At 40.2% G+C, this 20,033-nt stretch carries 18 protein-coding genes; 14 read left to right on the forward strand and 4 right to left on the reverse strand.

From position 1 onward, the window contains the following. The 5 genes from HT730_RS02800 (at position 1) to HT730_RS02820 (ending at position 4,250) form a co-directional block, all read left to right on the forward strand. Positions 1–912: a DMT family transporter gene (locus HT730_RS02800; protein ID WP_173306747.1), complete on the forward strand. Its 912-nt coding sequence runs from the start codon at positions 1–3 to the stop codon at positions 910–912. 229 nt (positions 913–1,141) lie between these two features. Then, complete coding sequence (dapD, locus tag HT730_RS02805; RefSeq protein ID WP_049552476.1) at positions 1,142–1,840, forward strand: 2,3,4,5-tetrahydropyridine-2,6-dicarboxylate N-acetyltransferase; 699 nt, start codon at positions 1,142–1,144, stop codon at positions 1,838–1,840. A 67-nt stretch (positions 1,841–1,907) separates the two neighbouring features. Next, on the forward strand, positions 1,908–3,038 hold the full coding sequence (locus HT730_RS02810) for an N-acetyldiaminopimelate deacetylase (RefSeq protein WP_173306748.1): 1,131 nt from the start codon (positions 1,908–1,910) through the stop codon (positions 3,036–3,038). Positions 3,039–3,049: 11 nt separating this feature from the next. Then, positions 3,050–3,589 carry a 5-formyltetrahydrofolate cyclo-ligase gene (locus HT730_RS02815; protein ID WP_173306749.1) on the forward strand — a complete coding sequence of 180 codons (540 nt, stop codon included), beginning with the start codon at positions 3,050–3,052 and terminating at the stop codon, positions 3,587–3,589. Continuing rightward, positions 3,573–4,250 (forward strand): rhomboid family intramembrane serine protease, encoded by a 678-nt coding sequence (locus HT730_RS02820; RefSeq protein WP_050392046.1) that lies wholly within the window; start codon positions 3,573–3,575, stop codon positions 4,248–4,250. The genes HT730_RS02815 and HT730_RS02820 overlap by 17 nt, the downstream gene beginning before the upstream one ends. Before the next feature lie 218 nt (positions 4,251–4,468). Here HT730_RS02820 and galU read toward each other — a convergent pair whose 3' ends face one another. Further along, entirely contained in the window at positions 4,469–5,368 is a 900-nt protein-coding gene (galU, locus tag HT730_RS02825; RefSeq protein ID WP_173253550.1) for a UTP--glucose-1-phosphate uridylyltransferase GalU, read from the reverse strand. A 21-nt stretch (positions 5,369–5,389) separates the two neighbouring features. Then, positions 5,390–6,406 (reverse strand): NAD(P)H-dependent glycerol-3-phosphate dehydrogenase, encoded by a 1,017-nt coding sequence (locus HT730_RS02830; protein ID WP_173306750.1) that lies wholly within the window; start codon positions 6,404–6,406, stop codon positions 5,390–5,392. A gap of 223 nt (positions 6,407–6,629) precedes the next feature. Here HT730_RS02830 and HT730_RS02835 point away from each other — a divergent pair, with 223 nt between their 5' ends. The 5 genes from HT730_RS02835 (at position 6,630) to HT730_RS02855 (ending at position 10,552) form a co-directional block, all read left to right on the forward strand. Beyond that, positions 6,630–7,550: an XRE family transcriptional regulator gene (locus HT730_RS02835; RefSeq protein WP_173306751.1), complete on the forward strand. Its 921-nt coding sequence runs from the start codon at positions 6,630–6,632 to the stop codon at positions 7,548–7,550. A gap of 350 nt (positions 7,551–7,900) precedes the next feature. Further along, a complete protein-coding gene (locus tag HT730_RS02840) occupies positions 7,901–8,581 on the forward strand; it encodes an ABC transporter ATP-binding protein (RefSeq protein WP_000891279.1) in 681 nt (226 codons plus the stop codon). Continuing rightward, complete coding sequence (locus tag HT730_RS02845; protein ID WP_173306752.1) at positions 8,571–9,725, forward strand: FtsX-like permease family protein; 1,155 nt, start codon at positions 8,571–8,573, stop codon at positions 9,723–9,725. Before HT730_RS02840 ends, HT730_RS02845 begins: the two co-directional genes overlap by 11 nt. Before the next feature lie 28 nt (positions 9,726–9,753). Next, positions 9,754–10,170, forward strand: coding sequence for a hypothetical protein (locus HT730_RS10430; RefSeq protein ID WP_240151453.1), 417 nt, complete (start codon positions 9,754–9,756; stop codon positions 10,168–10,170). Between the two features lie 73 nt (positions 10,171–10,243). Continuing rightward, positions 10,244–10,552: a hypothetical protein gene (locus HT730_RS02855; protein ID WP_049511642.1), complete on the forward strand. Its 309-nt coding sequence runs from the start codon at positions 10,244–10,246 to the stop codon at positions 10,550–10,552. A gap of 142 nt (positions 10,553–10,694) precedes the next feature. On the opposite strand, the gene HT730_RS02860 is transcribed toward HT730_RS02855, so the two are convergent. Then, a complete protein-coding gene (locus HT730_RS02860; RefSeq protein ID WP_023943963.1) occupies positions 10,695–10,940 on the reverse strand; it encodes a hypothetical protein in 246 nt (81 codons plus the stop codon). A gap of 378 nt (positions 10,941–11,318) precedes the next feature. Beyond that, positions 11,319–13,010 carry an arginine--tRNA ligase gene (gene argS, locus HT730_RS02865; protein WP_173306753.1) on the reverse strand — a complete coding sequence of 564 codons (1,692 nt, stop codon included), beginning with the start codon at positions 13,008–13,010 and terminating at the stop codon, positions 11,319–11,321. Positions 13,011–13,145: 135 nt separating this feature from the next. Here argS and argR point away from each other — a divergent pair, with 135 nt between their 5' ends. From argR to patB, 4 genes are all read left to right on the forward strand, one after another. Beyond that, positions 13,146–13,592 (forward strand): arginine repressor, encoded by a 447-nt coding sequence (argR, locus tag HT730_RS02870; protein WP_001231476.1) that lies wholly within the window; start codon positions 13,146–13,148, stop codon positions 13,590–13,592. Between the two features lie 50 nt (positions 13,593–13,642). Continuing rightward, the gene (gene mutS, locus HT730_RS02875; protein WP_173306754.1) at positions 13,643–16,177 is read left to right on the forward strand and encodes a DNA mismatch repair protein MutS; all 2,535 of its coding nucleotides are present in this window, start codon (positions 13,643–13,645) and stop codon (positions 16,175–16,177) included. 147 nt (positions 16,178–16,324) lie between these two features. Then, the gene (gene patA, locus HT730_RS02880; RefSeq protein ID WP_173306755.1) at positions 16,325–18,031 is read left to right on the forward strand and encodes a multidrug efflux ABC transporter subunit PatA; all 1,707 of its coding nucleotides are present in this window, start codon (positions 16,325–16,327) and stop codon (positions 18,029–18,031) included. A 1-nt stretch (position 18,032) separates the two neighbouring features. Then, on the forward strand, positions 18,033–19,799 hold the full coding sequence (gene patB, locus HT730_RS02885) for a multidrug efflux ABC transporter subunit PatB (protein ID WP_173306756.1): 1,767 nt from the start codon (positions 18,033–18,035) through the stop codon (positions 19,797–19,799). The last annotated feature ends 234 nt before the right edge of the window (positions 19,800–20,033 follow it).

Consider the following 20,033-nt stretch of genomic DNA (forward strand, 5'->3'; position numbering starts at 1 on the left):
ATGAATCAGTATCAGAAAAAGATTGTTAAAGGAACCATTTATTCGCTCTTATCTGGCTTAATCTGGGGAATTTGTGGGATTTTAGGAGAGTATTTCTTTACTCATTATCAGGTGTCCTCTGGCTGGATTACCTCTATGCGTTTAACACTGGCAGGAAGTCTTGTGCTCATTTGGTCTGCAATGCAATTAAAATCACAAGTGCTAGATATTTGGCGAGATAAGAAAAATTACCTGCCCTTTTTGGCCTACGCTATTTTGGGAATTTTCTCAGTCCAGTATTTTTTCTATCTCTGTGTAGAATTTTCTAATGCTGCTACAGCGACTATTTTACAGTTTATCAGCCCTGTCTTTATCCTCTTTTACAATCGCTTGGTTTATCAAAAACGAGCGTCAAAAAGCGCTATTTTTTATGTTTTGGTTGCCATGTTGGGTGTTTGCCTGATGGCGACAAAGGGAGATCTCTCTCAATTATCCATGACACCACTAGCACTTGTGACGGGTTTGCTGAGTGCCATGGGTGTTATGTTTAATGTTATCCTACCCCAGCCTTTCGCGAAGCGCTATGGTTTTGTACCCACGGTCGGGTGGGGAATGATTTTGGCCGGTTTATTTAGCAATGTCCTCTCGCCGGTTTACCAGCTTTCCTTTACTCTTGATATTTGGAGTATCTTGATTTGCCTCATTATCGCTTTCTTTGGGACGGCTTTTGCTTTTTTTATTTCCATGAAGGCTGTGTCCTTGGTTTCTCCTTTGGTGGTTTCCGTTATCAGTGCCAGTGAACCTCTCTCTTCTGCTCTCTTGAGTGTTTTGTTCTTAGGATTGGTAGTGGATTGGTCACTTCTTCTAGCTATGGCCTTGATTATTTTGCCTATGATATTTTTGTCTATAGAAGAAGCGAAAGAAAGTAGATAAAAAGTCTTTTCTTAATTCTAAAAGTGTGCTATACTAGAATAGTCAATAAAACACGGGGAGATAGTTGTGAAGATTGTTTTTAGGTTGTATCGGTAGGGGCTTGCTTTTACCGACAGCACGTTTTATCTCACATCCCTAAAAAATCATACCTAAAAACAGACAAAAAGGCTTCAAATTTGAGGCCTTTTTTGGTAGAATAGGTATCATTATAAAGAATGAGAGGCCTTTTATGACTGCTACAAAAATGAACGCACAAGAAATTATCCAATTTATCGCCAATGCTGAAAAGAAAACCAGTGTGAAAGTAACCTTTGAGGGACAACTCGCAACTGCTGTACCAAGCTCTGTTGTCAAACTAGGGAATGTCCTATTTGGAGACTGGAAGGACGTGGCTCCGCTTCTTGATGGTTTGGTAGAAAATCAAGACTATGTTGTTGAGCAAGACGCTCGCAATTCTGCAGTTCCTTTGCTAGACAAACGTGATATCAACGCTCGTATTGAGCCAGGTGCTATTATCCGTGACCAGGTTGAAATTGGTGACAATGCTGTTATCATGATGGGAGCAGTTATCAATATCGGTGCTGAAATCGGTGCAGGAACCATGATTGACATGGGGGCTATCCTTGGTGGCCGTGCCATCGTTGGGAAAAACAGTCACGTTGGTGCAGGTGCGGTTCTTGCAGGTGTGATTGAGCCAGCTAGCGCAGAACCAGTGCGTGTAGGAGACAATGTTCTTATCGGGGCCAATGCAGTGGTTATCGAAGGAGTCCAAATCGGTAGTGGTTCAGTTGTCGCAGCAGGAGCTATTGTTACCCAAGATGTTCCAGAAAACGTGGTAGTAGCAGGTGTTCCAGCTCGTATCATCAAAGAGATTGATGCCCAAACCCAACAAAAAACAGCGCTAGAAGATGCGCTTCGTACCTTGTAATTGTAAAAGTAATAAAGAGGCGGAACTCTTCTTCCAGCCTCTTTCTGCTATATAGGAGGACAGATAGATGTTAGATTTGATTCAGACTAGACGAGATTTGCACCAGATTCCAGAGATTGGCTTGGAGGAGTTCAAGACTCAGGCTTACTTGCTGGATGTGATTGAGAAATTGACTGCGGGCAAGAATTTTGTTCAAGTTCGTACTTGGCGGACAGGGATTTTGGTTTATTTGCAGGGAAGTCAGCCAGAGCGGACCATTGGTTGGCGGACAGATATTGATGGTCTGCCTATCGTTGAACAAACAGGCCTTCCTTTTGCCTCTCAGCACCAAGGTCGCATGCATGCTTGTGGCCATGATTTCCACATGACCATTGCTTTAGGCTGTCTCGAGCGCGCCCTCGAGGAACAACCTAAAAATAATTTGCTCTTCCTATTTCAGCCTGCTGAGGAGAATGAAGCTGGTGGCATGCTTATGTATGAGGATGGCGCTTTTGGAGACTGGTTGCCAGACCAATTTTATGGTCTCCATGTCCGTCCAGATTTAAAAGTTGGACAGATTGCGACCAATACTCATACACTCTTTGCAGGAACTTGCGAGGTGAAGATTCGTTTCAAAGGTAAAGGAGGACATGCAGCCTTTCCGCATGAAGCCAATGACGCCTTGGTGGCCGCTAGTTACTTTGTGACCCAGGTGCAGTCAGTTGTCAGCCGCAATGTCAACCCAATCGAGGGAGCGGTGGTGACCTTTGGAGTTTTCCAGGCTGGAACAACCAACAATGTCATCACAGACACAGCCTTTTTACATGGAACTATTCGTGCCTTAACTCAGGATATGAGCCTCTTGGTGCAAAAGCGGGTCAAAACAGTTGCAGAAGGAGTTGCAGCTGCCTTTGATATGGAAGTTGAAGTGGAACTCAAACAAGGTGGTTACCTGCCTGTTGAGAACAATCCAGCCTTGGCGCGTGAACTGATGGATTTCTTTGAAGAAAAAGCCGGAATCGAGTTGATTGATATCGAGCCTGCTATGACAGGTGAAGACTTTGGTTATCTCCTTTCAAAAGTTGATGGCGTTATGTTCTGGCTAGGTATTGATAGTCCCTATGCCCTTCATCACCCTCAGATGAGTCCTAAGGAAGAAGCATTAGCTATTGGGGTGAATGCGGTCTCTAGTTTCTTGAAAAAGAAGGCATCAGAGTAGAGGGCTTGTCTATGAAATCGGAATTACGTAAGCAAGTCTTACAAGAAATGAAGGCTTTACCTCGAGAGCAAAAAGAGGCTATGGATCAAGCTTTAACGGATCAATTTTTGAAACATCCCTTCTACCAAGAAGCCAAGGTCATCGCAACCTATCTCTCTTTTCCTCATGAGTTTCAAACGCAGGAATTGATTGAGCAAGCTCTGAAAGACGGCAAGAAGGTTCTGATACCTAAAACTTATCCCAAAGGGCGCATGGACTTTGTGGTCTATGATCCGCAGCAGTTGGTAAAAACTTCCTTTGGCTTACTGGAACCACAGGGAAATTTGGAAGTGGTGGATGCCTCTCAGATTGATTTGATTCATGTTCCGGGGTTATCTTTTACGACAAAGGGCTATCGGATTGGCTATGGTGGAGGTTATTATGACCGCTATCTGGAACAGTTTACTGGTCATACTTTGAGTACGGTTTATCATTATCAAGTTCAGGACTTTATCCCTGAAAAGCATGATATTCCTGTTCAGGAGGTTCTGATTGATGAAAGAAATCTTTGATAGGCGTTACCCTGTGACGAGTTTCTTCCTCTTAGTGACGACCTTGGTATTTCTACTAATGTTGGTGACCACAGGAGGAAACTTTTACAGGGCAGATACCCTATTTCGATTTGGAGCTATGTATGGGCCTGTTATTCGGCTCTTTCCCGAGCAGGTTTGGCGTCTCTTCTCTGCTATTTTTGTTCATATTGGGTGGGAGCATTTCATTGTTAATATGCTTTCGCTCTATTATCTTGGTAGGCAAGTAGAGGAGATTTTCGGATCCAAGAAGTTTTGCTTTCTCTATCTCTTATCTGGAATGATGGGCAATCTCTTTGTTTTTGTATTTAGTCCAAAATCCTTAGCAGCAGGAGCTTCTACTTCTCTCTATGGGCTATTTGCTGCGATTATTGTTCTTCGCTATGCAACGCGTAATCCTTATATCCAGCAGTTGGGGCAATCTTATCTGACACTTTTTGTGATTAACATTATTGGAAGTGTTCTGATTCCAGGAATCAGTCTAGCAGGTCATATCGGAGGTGCAGTTGGTGGCGCATTTCTAGCAGTTATCTTTCCAGTTAGAGGAGAAAGACGGATGTATGGCGCTAGTCAGAGACTGGTAGCGTTAGTGTTGTTCGTAGGACTCGCAGTCTTACTTCTCTACAAGGGAATGGGAATGTGACGAGCTTATAATAATAGTTGTGTAATGAAAAAAGATAAGGCATTTTTTGAACCTTATCTTTTTATTTTATACTCAATGAAAATCAAAAAGCAAACTAGGAAACTAGCAGCAGGTTGCTCAAAACACTGTTTTGAGGTTGCAGATAAGACTGACGAAGTCAGTAACCATATATACGGTAAGGCGACGCTGACGTGGTTTGAAGAGATTTTCGAAGAGTATTATTCCTTCTCAGCCAATTCTTTTCCAAGTTGGATGAGGTAATCTTTCAAGTCATCTTTGACTTGTGGGTGCTTGAGGGCGTAGTCAATAGATGTTTTCATAAAGCCGAATTTATCTCCAACGTCGTAACGAGCTCCTATAAATTCACGAGCAAAAACACGCTGAGTTTTATTGAGAGTATCTATAGCATCGGTAAGCTGGATTTCATTTCCAGCACCAGGAGCTTGCTTTTCGAGGATATCAAAAATTTCTGGTGTCAGAAGATAGCGACCGATAATTGCTAAATCACTTGGTGCATCTTCGGGAGCTGGTTTTTCAACGAAAGTTTCGACACTGTAGAGACCATTAATCCCTTCACCCTGAGGAGCGATAACCCCATATGATGAAACGTCTTCGTGTGGTACGGGCATGACAGCAATGGTTGATGCGTGTGTCTTTTCGTAATCATTCATCAATTGTTTTGTCAAAGGAACGGCATTCTCATCTGTGATGTCCATAAGGTCATCACCCAGCATAACAACGAAGGGTTCATTCCCCACAAAAGCTTTGGCTTGTAAGACAGCGTCTCCAAGACCACGAGGGTGAGTTTGGCGAATGAAATGGAGGCGCATACCAGTTGCTTCATCTACCAATTTTAACAAATCCGTTTTGCCTTTTTCCTTAAGATTGTATTCAAGCTCAAAGTTTGAGTCAAAGTGGTCCTCAATAGAACGTTTTGATTTACCAGTGACAACCAGAATATCTTCAATACCTGATTTGAGAGCCTCTTCCACGATAAACTGGATAGTTGGTTTGTCTACAATTGGCAACATTTCTTTGGCAAGAGCCTTGGTTGCTGGTAAAAATCGAGTTCCTAGTCCAGCGGCAGGAATGACTGCTTTTCTAACTTTCAGTGCCATAAGAATCCTTTCTCTAGAGGGTTAAGACCACTCATTTTCTGCTTTAAATTCATTGTTCATGATGTCATAAATGGCATCTTTGATATTGGTTCCGTGGTAGATAACTTGGTAAATGGCCTGTGTAATGGGCATATAAACTCCAAGTTCTTGGGCTAGTTCATAGGCTGCTCGGGTCGTTGAAATTCCTTCAATCACCATGCCCATATTGGCTTCGATATCAGCTAGGGATTCTCCACGACCAAGGGCATCTCCAGCTCTCCAGTTACGAGAGTGGATGGAGGTTCCCGTTACGATCAAATCTCCTACACCAGACAAGCCACTATAGGTCAATGGACTGGCTCCGAGTGCTACCCCTAGGCGGGTAATTTCTGCCAAGCCTCGAGCGATGATGGCTGCCTTGGCATTGTCACCAAATCCTAAACCATGTAAAGCTCCAGCACCGACAGCGATAATGTTTTTAAGAGCACCAGCGGTTTCAACTCCAATAACATCCGTATTGGTATAAAGTCGGAAGTAGTGATTACTAAAGAGTTCTTGAACGTATTGAGCTGTTTGTAAATCTTTAGAAGCAGCAGTGATTAAAGTCAGGTCACGCACAATAGTCTCTTCTGCATGACTAGGACCTGAAACAACGACAATATCACTGCGGAGATGTTCAGGAATTTCTTCTTCAAGAATGGTTGATAATCGTTTATGGCTGTCAGGTTCTAATCCCTTTGATGCGTGCATGATGATAGCCTTATGATCCAAGGTTTGTGCAACTTGTTGGGCAACAAGTCGTGTCACTTTTGTTGGGACGACAAACAAAATCGCATCCACATCTTTTAATGCCTCTGCTAAGTCAGTGTAGGCAATGATATTTTCGTCTAGAACGACATCTTTAAAGTAGTGTTTATTAGTATGGTGTGTATTAATTTCATTGATTTGCTCGGGAAGATTTCCCCAAATACGTACCTCGTGTCCATTGTCATTTAAGACTTGTGAAAGGGCAGTTCCCCAAGAACCAGGCCCCAAGACGGCGATGGTTTGTTTTTCCATGATTTCCTCCTTGATAGAGTTCTTTCTCTTATTCTATCATATTCTAGGGGATTTTGCACTTGCATTGCTGGGATAGTGGTGGCTTTGTGACTTGAAAAATATATAAAAACCGAGACTCAGTATTAAAGTCTTAGTCTTTAGTTAAAGTGAGAAGAAATCTGATAGATAGTTTGATTCAGTATATGCTATAATAGAGGTAAACAACTCAGGAGGTTCTTGTAGGTTGCGAGAGTTTGGCGAAAAAATTAAAAGATTACGTTTGGCTAAAAAAATCAGTCGTTCAGAATTTTGTGGTGATGAGTCTGAATTAAGTATCCGTCAATTAATTAGAATTGAAAATGGAGAATCCAGACCAACACTAACAAAGTTAAAATATATCGCTGAGCGTTTGGGGGTTGAAGATTACAAGTTGATGCCAAGTTATATAGAGTTGGATAAGGAATACCTAGAATTGAAGTATTTCTTGATGAGGACTCCTACATACGAAGATGAAACTATCGCCCAAAAGAAAGAGAGTGTTTTTGATAAGATTTTTGAAGAGTATTATGATAGACTTCCTGAGGAAGAAAGGTTTATCATAGATGTTTTACAAGCATATGATGACTTTGGTTGGTGGAATGATGATAGCAATTTAGGAATGATTTTACAAGAGTATTTCGATCACATTTTGTTGAAATCAAAATATGAAGTTAACGATATTTTAATCATAAAGCTATTTTTGGTAAGATTAGTACACCAAGATACAATCATAAATGAGATTGAAGTGAATACCTTCTTAGTAATAGCTGATAAAATTTTACAACAAGTTGAGATGTTTGATATTGAATATTCATTTCTAATCAGAGATTCATTACTTTTGTTGTTAGGAATATTTGAAAAAATTGCTAATTACAGTCAATTTGAAGATATTCTTTACAAATTAAATGAAATTACCTCAAAATCATACGACTATCAGAAAAAACCAATTATTCGACTATGGGAGTGGCGCTATGCATTATTTGTAAAAAAAGATTATCCAGTAGCTGAAAATTATTTTCAAGAAGCAAAAGTATTTGCTAGAATGATTGATAATAGTCATTTGATAGAACAGCTAGAAAAACAATGGCAACATGACCTCCAAGATTTTTTTAAAAATAAACATTAGAAAATAAAAAAAGTGACAAAAATGTCATTAGTTAAAAAGACCGCGAGAAAGTTTTCGAAATCATAAAAACGCATGATATCAGGTGTTTAAAAACTTGATATTATGCGTTTTATCGTTTAAAGAGTTATTATGTTTTTCCCTTAGATTGAGTTCGTATCTAGTTTCTTTTTATACTAATTGAGTACTCATTAGTAGATAAGTTGTTAAAATTAGTGACATTTATGACCTTGGCGAATGTGTAACATAGAAGTATAATAATCCTGTAGAAAAAATAAGGAGAGAAAATATGTTAGTGCTAGTTGTTGCCATTTTTTGGATTTATAAATAATAAAGATAGAATAGGAAGGTCTATGTTAGAACTAAAAAATATTAGTAAAAGTTACGGACAAGGGACGCTAAAAAATAATGTCTTAAGAGAAATAAATTTTAAGGTAGTTGAAGGAGAATTTGTATCGATAATGGGACCATCAGGTTCGGGCAAATCGACATTTATCAATATTTTGGGACTGATTGATTCTGAATTTGAAGGAGAATATATATTAGACGGAAAAAGTATTGAGAAGTTAAATGAAAATCAACAAGCAAGTTACCGTAATCGTGATATTGGATTTGTTTTTCAACAATTTCATCTTATTGATGAATATACTGTTAAAGAAAATATTTTATTATCATTCCTATATTCTGACCAACAGCCAGATATAGAATACATTGATAGTTTATTACAAGACTTAGGGCTTATAGATAAGATGAATGAGTACCCAAGTCATTTATCAGGCGGACAGAAGCAACGAGTTGCTTTAATTAGAGCTCTTGCTCATAAACCTAGATTTCTTATAGCGGATGAACCTACAGGTGCATTAGATGAGAAAAATAGGAATGAGATATTGCAAATTCTACAAAATTTGAATCATTCTGGAACGACAATTATTGTAGTAACTCACGATGAGTTTGTTGCCAGTCATTGTAGAACAAGGTATCGAATGAAAAATGGGTATCTAACATCTGAAGGAGAAGGATTACATGAAGTTTAAAAAGCTGTTAATAGATACTCTAAAGTTGTTAAAGAGGAATAAAAGACAAAGTATTCTGACATCCTTAGCCATCACAGTGGCAACATTTGTTTTATTAGTAATACTATCAAGTTCTTCCTATACAACTTCTACATTAGGTAATGATTTAAAGATAGAAGAAGACACAGCAACAATGACTTATACTCCTCAGAATATGTTGGATATTAGAGGGTTTACACAGGAAGATAAACAATTGGTTGAGCAAACTATTGGAAAACATGCAAGACTTTCTTCCAGCTCTTATGCTTTGTATGCTGAAACGTATTTTAATGATTCTAAGCAGAATCTTAGTTTTCGAACATTGGGCGATTTGAATAAGAATGGTTTAGTTGTGCCTGCTTTATTAAAAGGAAGAGCATTAGAGGAACTAGATGGCGGTGTCGCTATTAGCGATAAGGCTCTCATGTCATTGACTCGAAAGGAAAATATTGAAACTTTTTTAGGAGAGACTATCAATATATCTGGAAAAGAATATCCAATTCAGGCAATATATTATGGATCAGCTGTTAATGAAAGATTACCTTCTTTATTGGTTACCAATGAAATCAAAGAGTTACTTTTAGGAGGAAGGGAATATTTTGATGAATTAGTAGTAGAAACTAATCAGTTGGAGAATATTAATAAGGCTTTATCTGCTTTAGATACTTATGGAACATTCCGAAAGGAAGGAACCTATGCATATATAGATAATAGAAGGGTATATGAGGAAACAAAGGCTCAAGCTACTACAATATTAAATTTCATTGCACTTTTATCAAGCATTTCAATTTTTGTAGCTGGTTTTGGGGTTATGAATGCTATGTTGTCTTCTGTTAGCGAACGTAGCAAGGAGATAGCGATTCGTCGAGCTTTGGGAGCTAAAAAATCTGATATTTATCAATCATATATGATGGAGGGGACTCTTTTATCGATTATGGGAGCTATAGCTGGTATTGGAGTAGCGACATTATTTGTTATTTTAATGAATATGAGTGGTTTTGTTACGACATTAACTCTGGATCATATTTTGATTACTCTATTCACAACGGGTGTATTTGGAATTGTATTTAGTATTATGCCTGCAATGGTTGCAGCAAATAAAAATGTTATTGAAGGTCTAAGGTAATGATGGATGTGAATTTAAAGGAGGTAGAATGAAATTTACAAAAATAGATAGAGTATTTTCTCTATTGCTAATTGTGGAATTTACAATATGTTTTTTTACACTAGATAATTTTAATCTTTTTCAATTTATGCTATTTGCACAAATTATACCGTCAATATTATTAGCTTTGTTATCGGGAAGTATTTCTTCTAGAAGTAAGCACAGCTGGGTGTTATTAATTATTTTTGGAATAATCTATGCTTTAATGATGTTTGGAATTTTCAGAGTTACTCCTATGACGCTTATAGAACAAAATACGATTCAATCTGAAACTTCCGTATTTACATTCAATAGAAATTTACAGTTAGGAACTTATTTTGGATTTTTCCTACAGGAATTTTTACTAGGAGCTTTTATTTGCACTATTTCAAAAATTTTTGGAAGAATTAAACAAGGGAAATTTTAATGAAGCCGGCATTAAAAAGAAGAATTGCTTCTGCAGTTATTTAGAAAATTATATTATTGACATGGTGTAACATTTGGAGAAAATTATTTTTGAACGAAAAAGATTTGAGTATATCAGTCCTAAAAGAAAGCAAGTAAAGGACTTTATGATTCTAAAAAATTTCATGTCTAAGACAATTCAAGTTGAAATCAGAGTGGAGGACTACTTGTTAGACCTTCTTATTTTAAAAGAGATGAGTACAGAATTTTATAATTTAGATTTTCTTTCTTTGCCCTATGATGTCAATATAGATGTGAAAGAAGTTGTAGAGGATGTTGATTTAACAGTCTATAAGAATAGTAAATATAGGGAGTTTAATTTCTTTAAAAATATTTGTAAATGATATTTTTAAAAGTCTATCCATCCCTATATTAGAATTGCTACAACAAGTTTTCAACACTTGTTTCAACTGAACATACTAAAAACCGAGACTCAGTATTAAACTCTCAGTCTCGGTTTTTATATTCGTTATAGTATAGTTAGGTTTATTTCAATTGATCTGTAATGTCTTTTGATAGCAACATTCCCAGATGATAAGTTTTATTGATGTAAGCAATGACATCATTGATATTTTCAGTCGTGTGAATTTTCTCCTTGATGTCAGCCCTAAATGTTTCATCCTTCAAAAGTTGTTCTTGGTAGAGCCTTTGCAGTCTCTCCTTCTCGTACTTATTGAGCAGAAAAAGGAAAACCAAGCTAATCACAACGAGGACATAAGCATATTGGCTCATAGGAAATCTCCCTGTATGATAAAGAAGTAGTAGTGAGTAAATCGATTTAGTGGACCTAAAATAGCAGAACAAGTCAGCAAAACTTGATAAGATTTTTGATAGGCCTCTAAACCAAATTACGTATAGGCTTTAGTGTAAGTTACTTAGATTATTTTGCAATCAAGTAATTTAAAATATTACGACATGAACCTAACCAAATCGATATTATTTGGTTAGATGAATTAGTAAAGCGTTTAGACAAGTGTCTCTAGTTACGACGTCATGGACTCTAAATCGATTATATTTAGAGTCCATGGCTAGTGAAGCAGTTAGCTAGTCCGCATATAAGCGGCTAGCGTCTAACAATTAGGAACTTTAGTTCCAATTGTTAGTACTGAATCACATCTTCTCTGGCGCTTCTACTCCAAGCAAGCGAAGGGCTTCTTTGAGAACGACTGCGGTTGCGTAGCTGAGGGCTAGACGGCTGTCGCGTTCTGGGCTTTCATCCAAGATACGTGTATGTGCATAGTATTTGTTAAAGGATTGAGCTAGGTTAATTGCAAATTTAGCAATGATAGAAGGTTCAAAGTTATCTGCCGCACGGTTGATAATACGTGGGAAGTCTTGAATGAGTTTAATGATTTCCCAGCTTTCAGTATCATTCAAGCTATAGTTGCCAGCTGTTTCTGGTTTGAAATCGGCTTTGCGTAAGATCGATTGGATACGAGCGTAGGCATATTGAACGTAAGGTCCAGTTTCACCCTCGAAGGATACCATAGCCTCTAAGTCGAAGTCGTATCCATTTGTACGGTCGGTTTTGAGGTCATAGAATTTAATGGCTCCAACCCCAACAGCATGCGCTACTTGGTCTTTATTTTCCAATTCAGGATTTTTAGCTTCGATTTGGGCTTTGGCACGGCTAACAGCCTCTGCAACAGTAGGTTCTAGCAGGATGACATTCCCTTTTCGAGTAGAGAGTTTCTTCCCTTCTTTTGTAACCAAACCAAAAGGAACATGGGTAATGTCGTCACTCCAATCGTAGCCCATCTCTTGCAAAACAGCTTTGAGCTGTTTAAAGTGGGCAGATTGCTCTTGACCAACGACATAGATAGATTTAGCAAATTGGTATTCGTTTTTACGGTAAAGGGCTGCAGCTAAGTCACGTGTGATATAGAGAGTTGCACCATCAGATTTCTTGATAAGGGCTGGATGTTCAATTCCATATTTCTCAAGATTCACAACTTGGGCACCTTCTGATTCAACAAGAAGGCCTTTTTCAGAAAGAATGTCTACAACAGCATCCATCTTATCGTTGTAGAAGGCTTCCCCATTGTAGCTGTCAAATTCGACTTGCAATTCATTGTAAAGACGGTTAAATTCTACTAAACTTTCATCACGGAACCATTGCCAAAGAGCGAGAGCTTCCTCGTCTCCATTTTCAAGTTTACGGAACCATTCGCGTGCTTCTTCATCCAAGCTAGGGTCATTTTCAGCTTCAGCATTGATGCGGACATAGAGTTTAAGAAGTTCATCAATTGGATGAGCTTTTACAGCTTCTTCGTCACCCCATTTTTTGTAGGCAACAATCAGCATCCCAAACTGTTTACCCCAGTCTCCCAAATGGTTGATCTTGACCGTTTGATAACCGATTTTTTGGAAGATATGTGATAAGCTATCTCCGATGACAGTTGAGCGCAGGTGACCAATAGAGAATGGTTTAGCGATATTGGGACTAGACATATCGATAACAACATTTTCTTGTTTGCCAATAGTTTGGTCAGCATAGTGTTCTTTTTGAGTGATAACAGCTTGCAATACTTGAGCAGAAATGGCAGATTTATCAAGGAAAAAGTTAACGTAAGGTCCTGTTGCGACAACCTTTTCAAAGGCTTGGCTGTTAATTTTTTCAGCCAGTTCAGCCGCAATCATTTGAGGTGCTTTACGTTCGACTTTTGCAAGAGAAAAAGCAGGGAAAGCGATGTCTCCCATTTCTGAGTTTTTAGGGGTTTCCAGTAAATTTAAAATAGCCTCTTGGTCTAGGCTATCAATGACGCTAGCCAATTCGCTAGCAATCAATTCTTTTGTATTCATTAAGAGCTCCTTTTTGGACTTTTCTACTATTTTATCACAATTTTAAAGAAAGAAGAAAAAATTTTTGAAATCTCCTATTTTTTTGGTATAATATAGTTATAAAAATAGTTATAAATATTCACATAAGAGGATTTTATGAGAAAAAGAGATCGTCATCAGTTAATAAAAAAAATGATTACTGAGGAGAAATTAAGTACACAAAAAGAAATTCAAGATCGGTTGGAGGCGCATAATGTTTTTGTGACGCAGACAACCCTGTCTCGTGATTTGCGCGAAATCGGCTTGACCAAGGTCAAGAAAAATGATATGGTGTATTATGTACTAGCAAATGAGACAGAAAAGATTGATTTGGTGGAATTTTTGTCTCATCATTTAGAAGGTGTTGCGAGAGCAGAGTTTACCTTGGTGCTTCATACCAAACTGGGAGAAGCCTCTGTTTTGGCAAATATTGTAGATGCAAACAAGGATGAATGGATTTTAGGAACAGTTGCTGGTGCCAATACCTTATTGGTCATTTGTCGAGACCAGCACGTTGCCAAACTCATGGAAGATCGTTTGCTAGATTTGATGAAAGATAAGTAAGGTCTTGGGAGTTGCTCTCAAGACTTATTTTTGACAAGGAGAGACGGAAAATGGCGACAGAAAAGCTATCACCCGGCATGCAACAGTATGTGGATATAAAAAAGCAATATCCAGATGCTTTTTTGCTCTTTCGGATGGGTGATTTTTATGAATTATTTTATGAGGATGCGGTCAATGCTGCGCAGATTCTGGAAATTTCCTTAACGAGTCGCAACAAGAATGCCGACAATCCGATTCCTATGGCGGGTGTTCCCTATCATTCTGCCCAACAGTACATTGATGTCTTGATTGAGCAGGGTTATAAGGTGGCTATCGCAGAGCAGATGGAAGATCCTAAACAAGCAGTTGGGGTTGTGAAACGAGAGGTTGTTCAGGTCATTACGCCAGGGACAGTGGTTGATAGCAGTAAGCCGGACAGTCAGAATAATTTTTTGGTTGCCATAGACCGCGAAGGCAATCAATTTGGCCTAGCTTATATGGACCTGGTGACGGGTGACTTTTATGTGACAGGTCTTTTGGATTTCACGCTGGTTTGTGGGGAAATCCGTAATCTCAAGGCACGAGAAGTGGTGCTGGGCTATGACTTGTCTGAGGAAGAGGAACAAATCCTTAGTCGTCAGATGAATCTGGTACTTTCCTATGAAAAAGGAGGCTTTGAAGACCTTCATTTACTGGATTCACGATTAGCAGCTGTGGAGCAAGCGGCATCTAGTAAGTTGCTCCAGTATGTCCATCGAACCCAGATGAGGGAATTGAACCACCTCAAACCTGTTATCCGCTATGAAATCAAGGATTTCTTGCAGATGGATTATGCGACCAAGGCTAGTCTGGATTTGGTTGAGAATGCTCGTTCAGGCAAGAAACAAGGCAGTCTTTTCTGGCTTTTGGATGAAACCAAAACGGCTATGGGTATGCGTCTCTTGCGTTCTTGGATTCATCGTCCCTTGATTGATAAGGAACGAATCATCCAACGTCAAGAGGTGGTGCAGGTCTTTCTTGACCACTTCTTTGAGCGTAGTGATTTGACAGACAGTCTCAAGGGTGTTTATGATATCGAACGCTTGGCTAGTCGGGTTTCTTTTGGCAAGACCAATCCAAAGGACCTCTTGCAGCTGGCGACTACCTTGTCTAGTGTGCCACGGATTCGTGCGATTTTAGAAGGGATGGAGCAACCTGCTCTAGCCTATCTCATCGAACAACTAGATGCCATTCCAGAGTTGGAGAACTTGATTAGTGCAGCGATTGCTCCTGAAGCTCCTCATGTGATTACAGATGGGGGAATTATCCGGACTGGATTTGATGAGACTTTAGACAAGTACCGTCGCGTTCTCAGAGAAGGGACTGGTTGGATTGCTGAGATTGAGGCTAAGGAACGCGAAAACTCTGGTATCAGCACGCTTAAGATTGACTACAATAAAAAGGATGGCTACTATTTCCATGTGACCAATTCACAACTGGGAAATGTGCCACCCCACTTTTTCCGCAAGGCAACGCTGAAAAACTCGGAACGCTTTGGAACCGAAGAATTAGCCCGTATCGAGGGCGATATGTTGGAGGCGCGTGAGAAGTCAGCTAATCTAGAGTACGAAATTTTTATGCGCATTCGTGAAGAGGTCAGCAAGTACATCCAGCGTTTGCAGGCTTTAGCTCAAGGAATTGCGACCGTTGATGTCTTGCAAAGTCTGGCGGTTGTAGCTGAAACCCAGCATTTGATTCGACCTGAGTTTGGAGATGATTCGCGGATTGATATCCAGAAAGGGCGCCATGCTGTCGTTGAAAAGGTTATGGGAGCTCAGACCTATATTCCAAATACGATTCAGATGGCAGAAGATACCAGTATTCAACTGATTACAGGGCCAAACATGAGTGGTAAGTCAACCTACATGCGTCAATTAGCCATGACGGCGGTTATGGCCCAGTTGGGGTCTTATGTGCCAGCAGAAAGCGCCCATTTACCGATTTTTGATGCGATTTTTACCCGTATCGGAGCAGCCGATGATTTGGTTTCGGGTCAATCAACCTTCATGGTAGAGATGATGGAGGCCAACAATGCCATTTCGCATGCGACCAAGAACTCTCTCATTCTCTTTGATGAATTGGGACGGGGAACTGCAACTTATGATGGTATGGCTCTTGCTCAGTCCATCATCGAATACATCCATGAACATATCGGAGCCAAGACCCTCTTTGCGACCCACTACCATGAGTTGACTAGTCTGGAGTCTAGTTTACAACACTTAGTCAATGTCCACGTGGCAACTTTGGAACAGGATGGGCAGGTTACCTTCCTTCACAAGATTGAACCAGGAGCAGCCGATAAATCCTACGGTATCCATGTTGCCAAGATTGCTGGCTTGCCAGCAGACCTTTTAGCAAGGGCGGATAAGATTTTGACTCAGCTAGAGAATCAAGGAGCAGAGAGTCCTGCTCCCATGAGACAAACAAGTGCTGTCACTGAACAGATTTCACTCTTTGACGAGCCTGAAGAGCATCCTATCCTAGAAGAATTAGCTAAACTGGATGTTTACAATATGACACCTATGCAGGCTATGAATGTCTTAGTAGAGTTAAAACAGAAACTATAAAAACCAAGACTCACTAGTTAATCTAGCTGTATCAAGGAGACTTCTTTGACAATCCTCCACTTTTTTGCTAGAATAACATCACACAAACAGAATGAAAAGGAGCTGACGCATTGTCGCTCCCTTTTGTCTATTTTTTAAGGAGAAAGTATGCTGATTCAGAAAATAAAAACCTACAAGTGGCAGGCCTTGGCTTCGCTCCTGATGACAGGCTTGATGGTTGCTAGTTCACTTTTGCAACCGCGTTATCTGCAGGAAGTGTTAGACGCCCTCCTTGCTGGAAAATATGAAGCTATTTATAGTATCGGGGCTTGGTTGATTGGTGTGGCCTTGGTTGGTTTGGTTGCTGGTGGGCTCAATGTTGTCCTTGCGGCCTATATTGCCCAAGGAGTTTCATCCGATCTTCGAGAGGATGCCTTCCGTAAAATCCAAACCTTTTCTTATGCCAATATTGAACAATTTAATGCGGGAAATCTAGTCGTTCGCATGACAAATGATATCAACCAGATTCAGAACGTCGTCATGATGACCTTCCAAATTCTGTTCAGACTTCCCCTCTTGTTCATCGGTTCGTTTATCTTGGCGGTTCAAACCCTACCTTCTCTGTGGTGGGTGATTGTTCTCATGGTAGTCTTGATTTTTGGCTTGACTGCTATCATGATGGGTATGATGGGGCCTCGTTTTGCCAAGTTTCAAACCCTTCTTGAGCGCATCAATGCCATTGCCAAGGAAAATCTGCGCGGTGTTCGTGTGGTCAAGTCCTTTGTCCAAGAAAAAGAGCAATTTGCTAAGTTTACGGAGGTTTCAGACGAGCTTCTTGGTCAAAATCTTTACATCGGTTATGCCTTTTCAGTAGTGGAACCTTTCATGATGTTGGTCGGTTACGGGGCGGTCTTCCTCTCTATTTGGCTAGTTGCGGGGATGGTTCAGTCGGATCCGTCAGTTGTTGGCTCCATTGCTTCCTTTGTCAATTACCTAAGTCAGATTATCTTTACCATTGTCATGGTTGGATTTTTGGGAAATTCTGTCAGTCGTGCCATGATTTCCATGCGTCGTATTCGAGAAATTCTTGATGCAGAGCCAGCCATGACCTTCAAGGATGTACCAGATGAAGAGTTGGTCGGAAGTCTTAGCTTTGAAAATGTGACCTTTACCTATCCAATGGACAAGGAACCGATGCTGAAAGATGTGAGCTTTACTATAGAACCTGGACAAATGGTTGGTGTAGTTGGAGCGACTGGTGCAGGAAAATCAACCTTGGCTCAATTGATTCCACGCCTCTTTGATCCACAGGAAGGGGCCATCAAAATCGGAGGCAAGGATATTCGAGAAGTGAGTGAAGGAACCCTGCGTAAAACAGTGTCTATCGTTCTCCAACGTGCCATTCTCTTCAGTGGAACGATTGCAGATAACCTGAGACAGGGCAAAGGAGATGCTACTCTATTTGAAATGGAGCGCGCAGCCAATATTGCCCAAGCCAGTGAATTCATTCATCGTATGGAGAAAACCTTTGAAAGTCCAGTTGAGGAACGGGGAACCAATTTCTCGGGTGGGCAAAAACAACGGATGTCGATTGCGCGTGGGATTGTCAGCAATCCACGTATTCTGATTTTTGACGATTCGACCTCGGCCTTGGATGCCAAGTCAGAGCGCCTAGTGCAAGAAGCCTTGAATAAGGACTTGAAGGGAACAACAACCATTATCATCGCGCAAAAGATTAGCTCGGTTGTCCATGCAGACAAGATTTTGGTACTGGATCAAGGACGATTGATTGGTCAAGGTACGCATGCAGACTTGGTTGTCAACAATGCCGTTTACCGTGAAATCTATGAAACACAGAAAGGAAAGGAGGAGTAACATGAAAACAGTTCAATTTTTTTGGAATTATTTTAAAGTTTATAAGTTATCATTTGTAGTTGTCATTCTGATGATTGTTCTAGCGACTCTTGCCCAATCCCTCTTTCCAGTCTTTTCTGGACAAGCGGTGACGCAGCTAGCTAATTTAGTTCAAGCTTATCAAGATGGCAATCCAGAACTTGTTTGGCAAAGCCTATCAGGAATCATGGTCAATCTTGGCCTGCTGGTTTTGGTTCTCTTTATCTCCAGTGTCATATACATGTGTCTCATGACGCGCGTGATTGCAGAGTCGACCAACGAGATGCGCAAAGGCCTCTTCGGTAAGCTTGCTCGCTTGACGGTTTCTTTCTTTGACCGCCGACAAGATGGCGATATCCTGTCTCGTTTTACCAGTGATTTGGATAATATCCTTCAAGCTTTTAACGAGAGCTTGATTCAGGTCATGAGCAATATTGTTTTATACATTGGTCTGATTCTTGTCATGTTTTCGAGAAATGTGACGCTGGCTCTTATCACTATTGCCAGCACACCAGTTGCCTTCCTCATGCTGATTTTTATTGTAAAAATGGCACGCAAATACACCAACCTCCAGCAAAAAGAGGTAGGGAAACTCAACGCCTATATGGACGAGAGTATTTCAGGCCAAAAAGCCGTGATTGTGCAAGGAATTCAAGAGGATATGATGGCAGGATTTCTTGAACAAAATGAGCGCGTGCGCAAGGCAACCTTTAAAGGAAGGATGTTCTCAGGAATTCTTTTCCCTGTCATGAATGGGATGAGTCTGGTTAATACAGCCATCGTCATCTTTGCTGGTTCAGCTGTACTTTTGAATGATAAGTCTATTGAAACAAGTACAGCCCTAGGTTTGATTGTTATGTTTGCCCAGTTTTCACAGCAGTACTACCAGCCTATTATCCAAGTTGCAGCTAGTTGGGGAAGCCTTCAGTTAGCCTTTACAGGTGCTGAACGGATTCAGGAAATGTTTGACGCAGAGGAAGAAATCCGACCTGAAAAGGCTCCAATCTTCACTCAGTTGCAAGAAGGTGTCGAAATCCGTCATATTGATTTTTCATACTTGCCTGATAAACCTATTTTGAAAGATGTTAGCATTTCTGCCCCTAAAGGCCAGATGACAGCAGTTGTTGGTCCGACAGGTTCAGGGAAAACGACTATTATGAACCTCATCAATCGCTTTTATGATGTTGATGCTGGTGGTATTTATTTTGACGGTAAAGACATTAGGGACTATGATTTAGATAGTCTTAGAAGCAAGGTGGGAATTGTCTTGCAAGATTCGGTCTTATTTAGCGGAACCATTCGAGACAATATCCGTTTTGGTGTGCCAGATGCTAGTCAAGAAATGGTTGAGGCAGCAGCCAAAGCAACCCATATTCACGACTATATCGAAAGTTTACCTGATAAGTACGATACTCTTATCGATGATGACCAGAGCATCTTCTCTACAGGGCAAAAACAATTGATTTCTATCGCTCGAACCCTGATGACAGATCCAGAAGTCCTCATTCTCGATGAAGCCACTTCGAACGTAGATACGGTGACAGAAAGTAAGATTCAGCATGCCATGGAGGCGGTTGTGGCAGGCAGAACTAGTTTTGTCATTGCCCACCGTTTGAAGACCATCCTCAATGCAGACCAGATTATTGTTCTCAAAGATGGAGAAGTCATTGAACGCGGTAACCACCATGAACTTCTGAAACTAGGTGGATTCTACTCAGAACTCTATCACAATCAATTTGTCTTTGAATAAGAAAAAAGTTGTCCTATTCGGGCAGCTTTTTCTTGCCCATAAAAAATTTTTATCACAGCCTTAAAAAAAACATATTAGACGAAAGTCATTTTGAGTGATATGATAGGACTATCGTTATACTCAATGAAAATCAAAGAGCAAACTAGGAAGCTAGCCGCAGGCTGCTCAAAACACTGTTTTGAGGTTGCAGATGGAAGCTGACGTGGTTTGAAGAGATTTTCGAAGAGTATAAAA

The sequence above is a fragment of the Streptococcus sp. k-628 genome, assembly GCF_013277475.1.
GTDB lineage: Bacteria > Bacillota > Bacilli > Lactobacillales > Streptococcaceae > Streptococcus.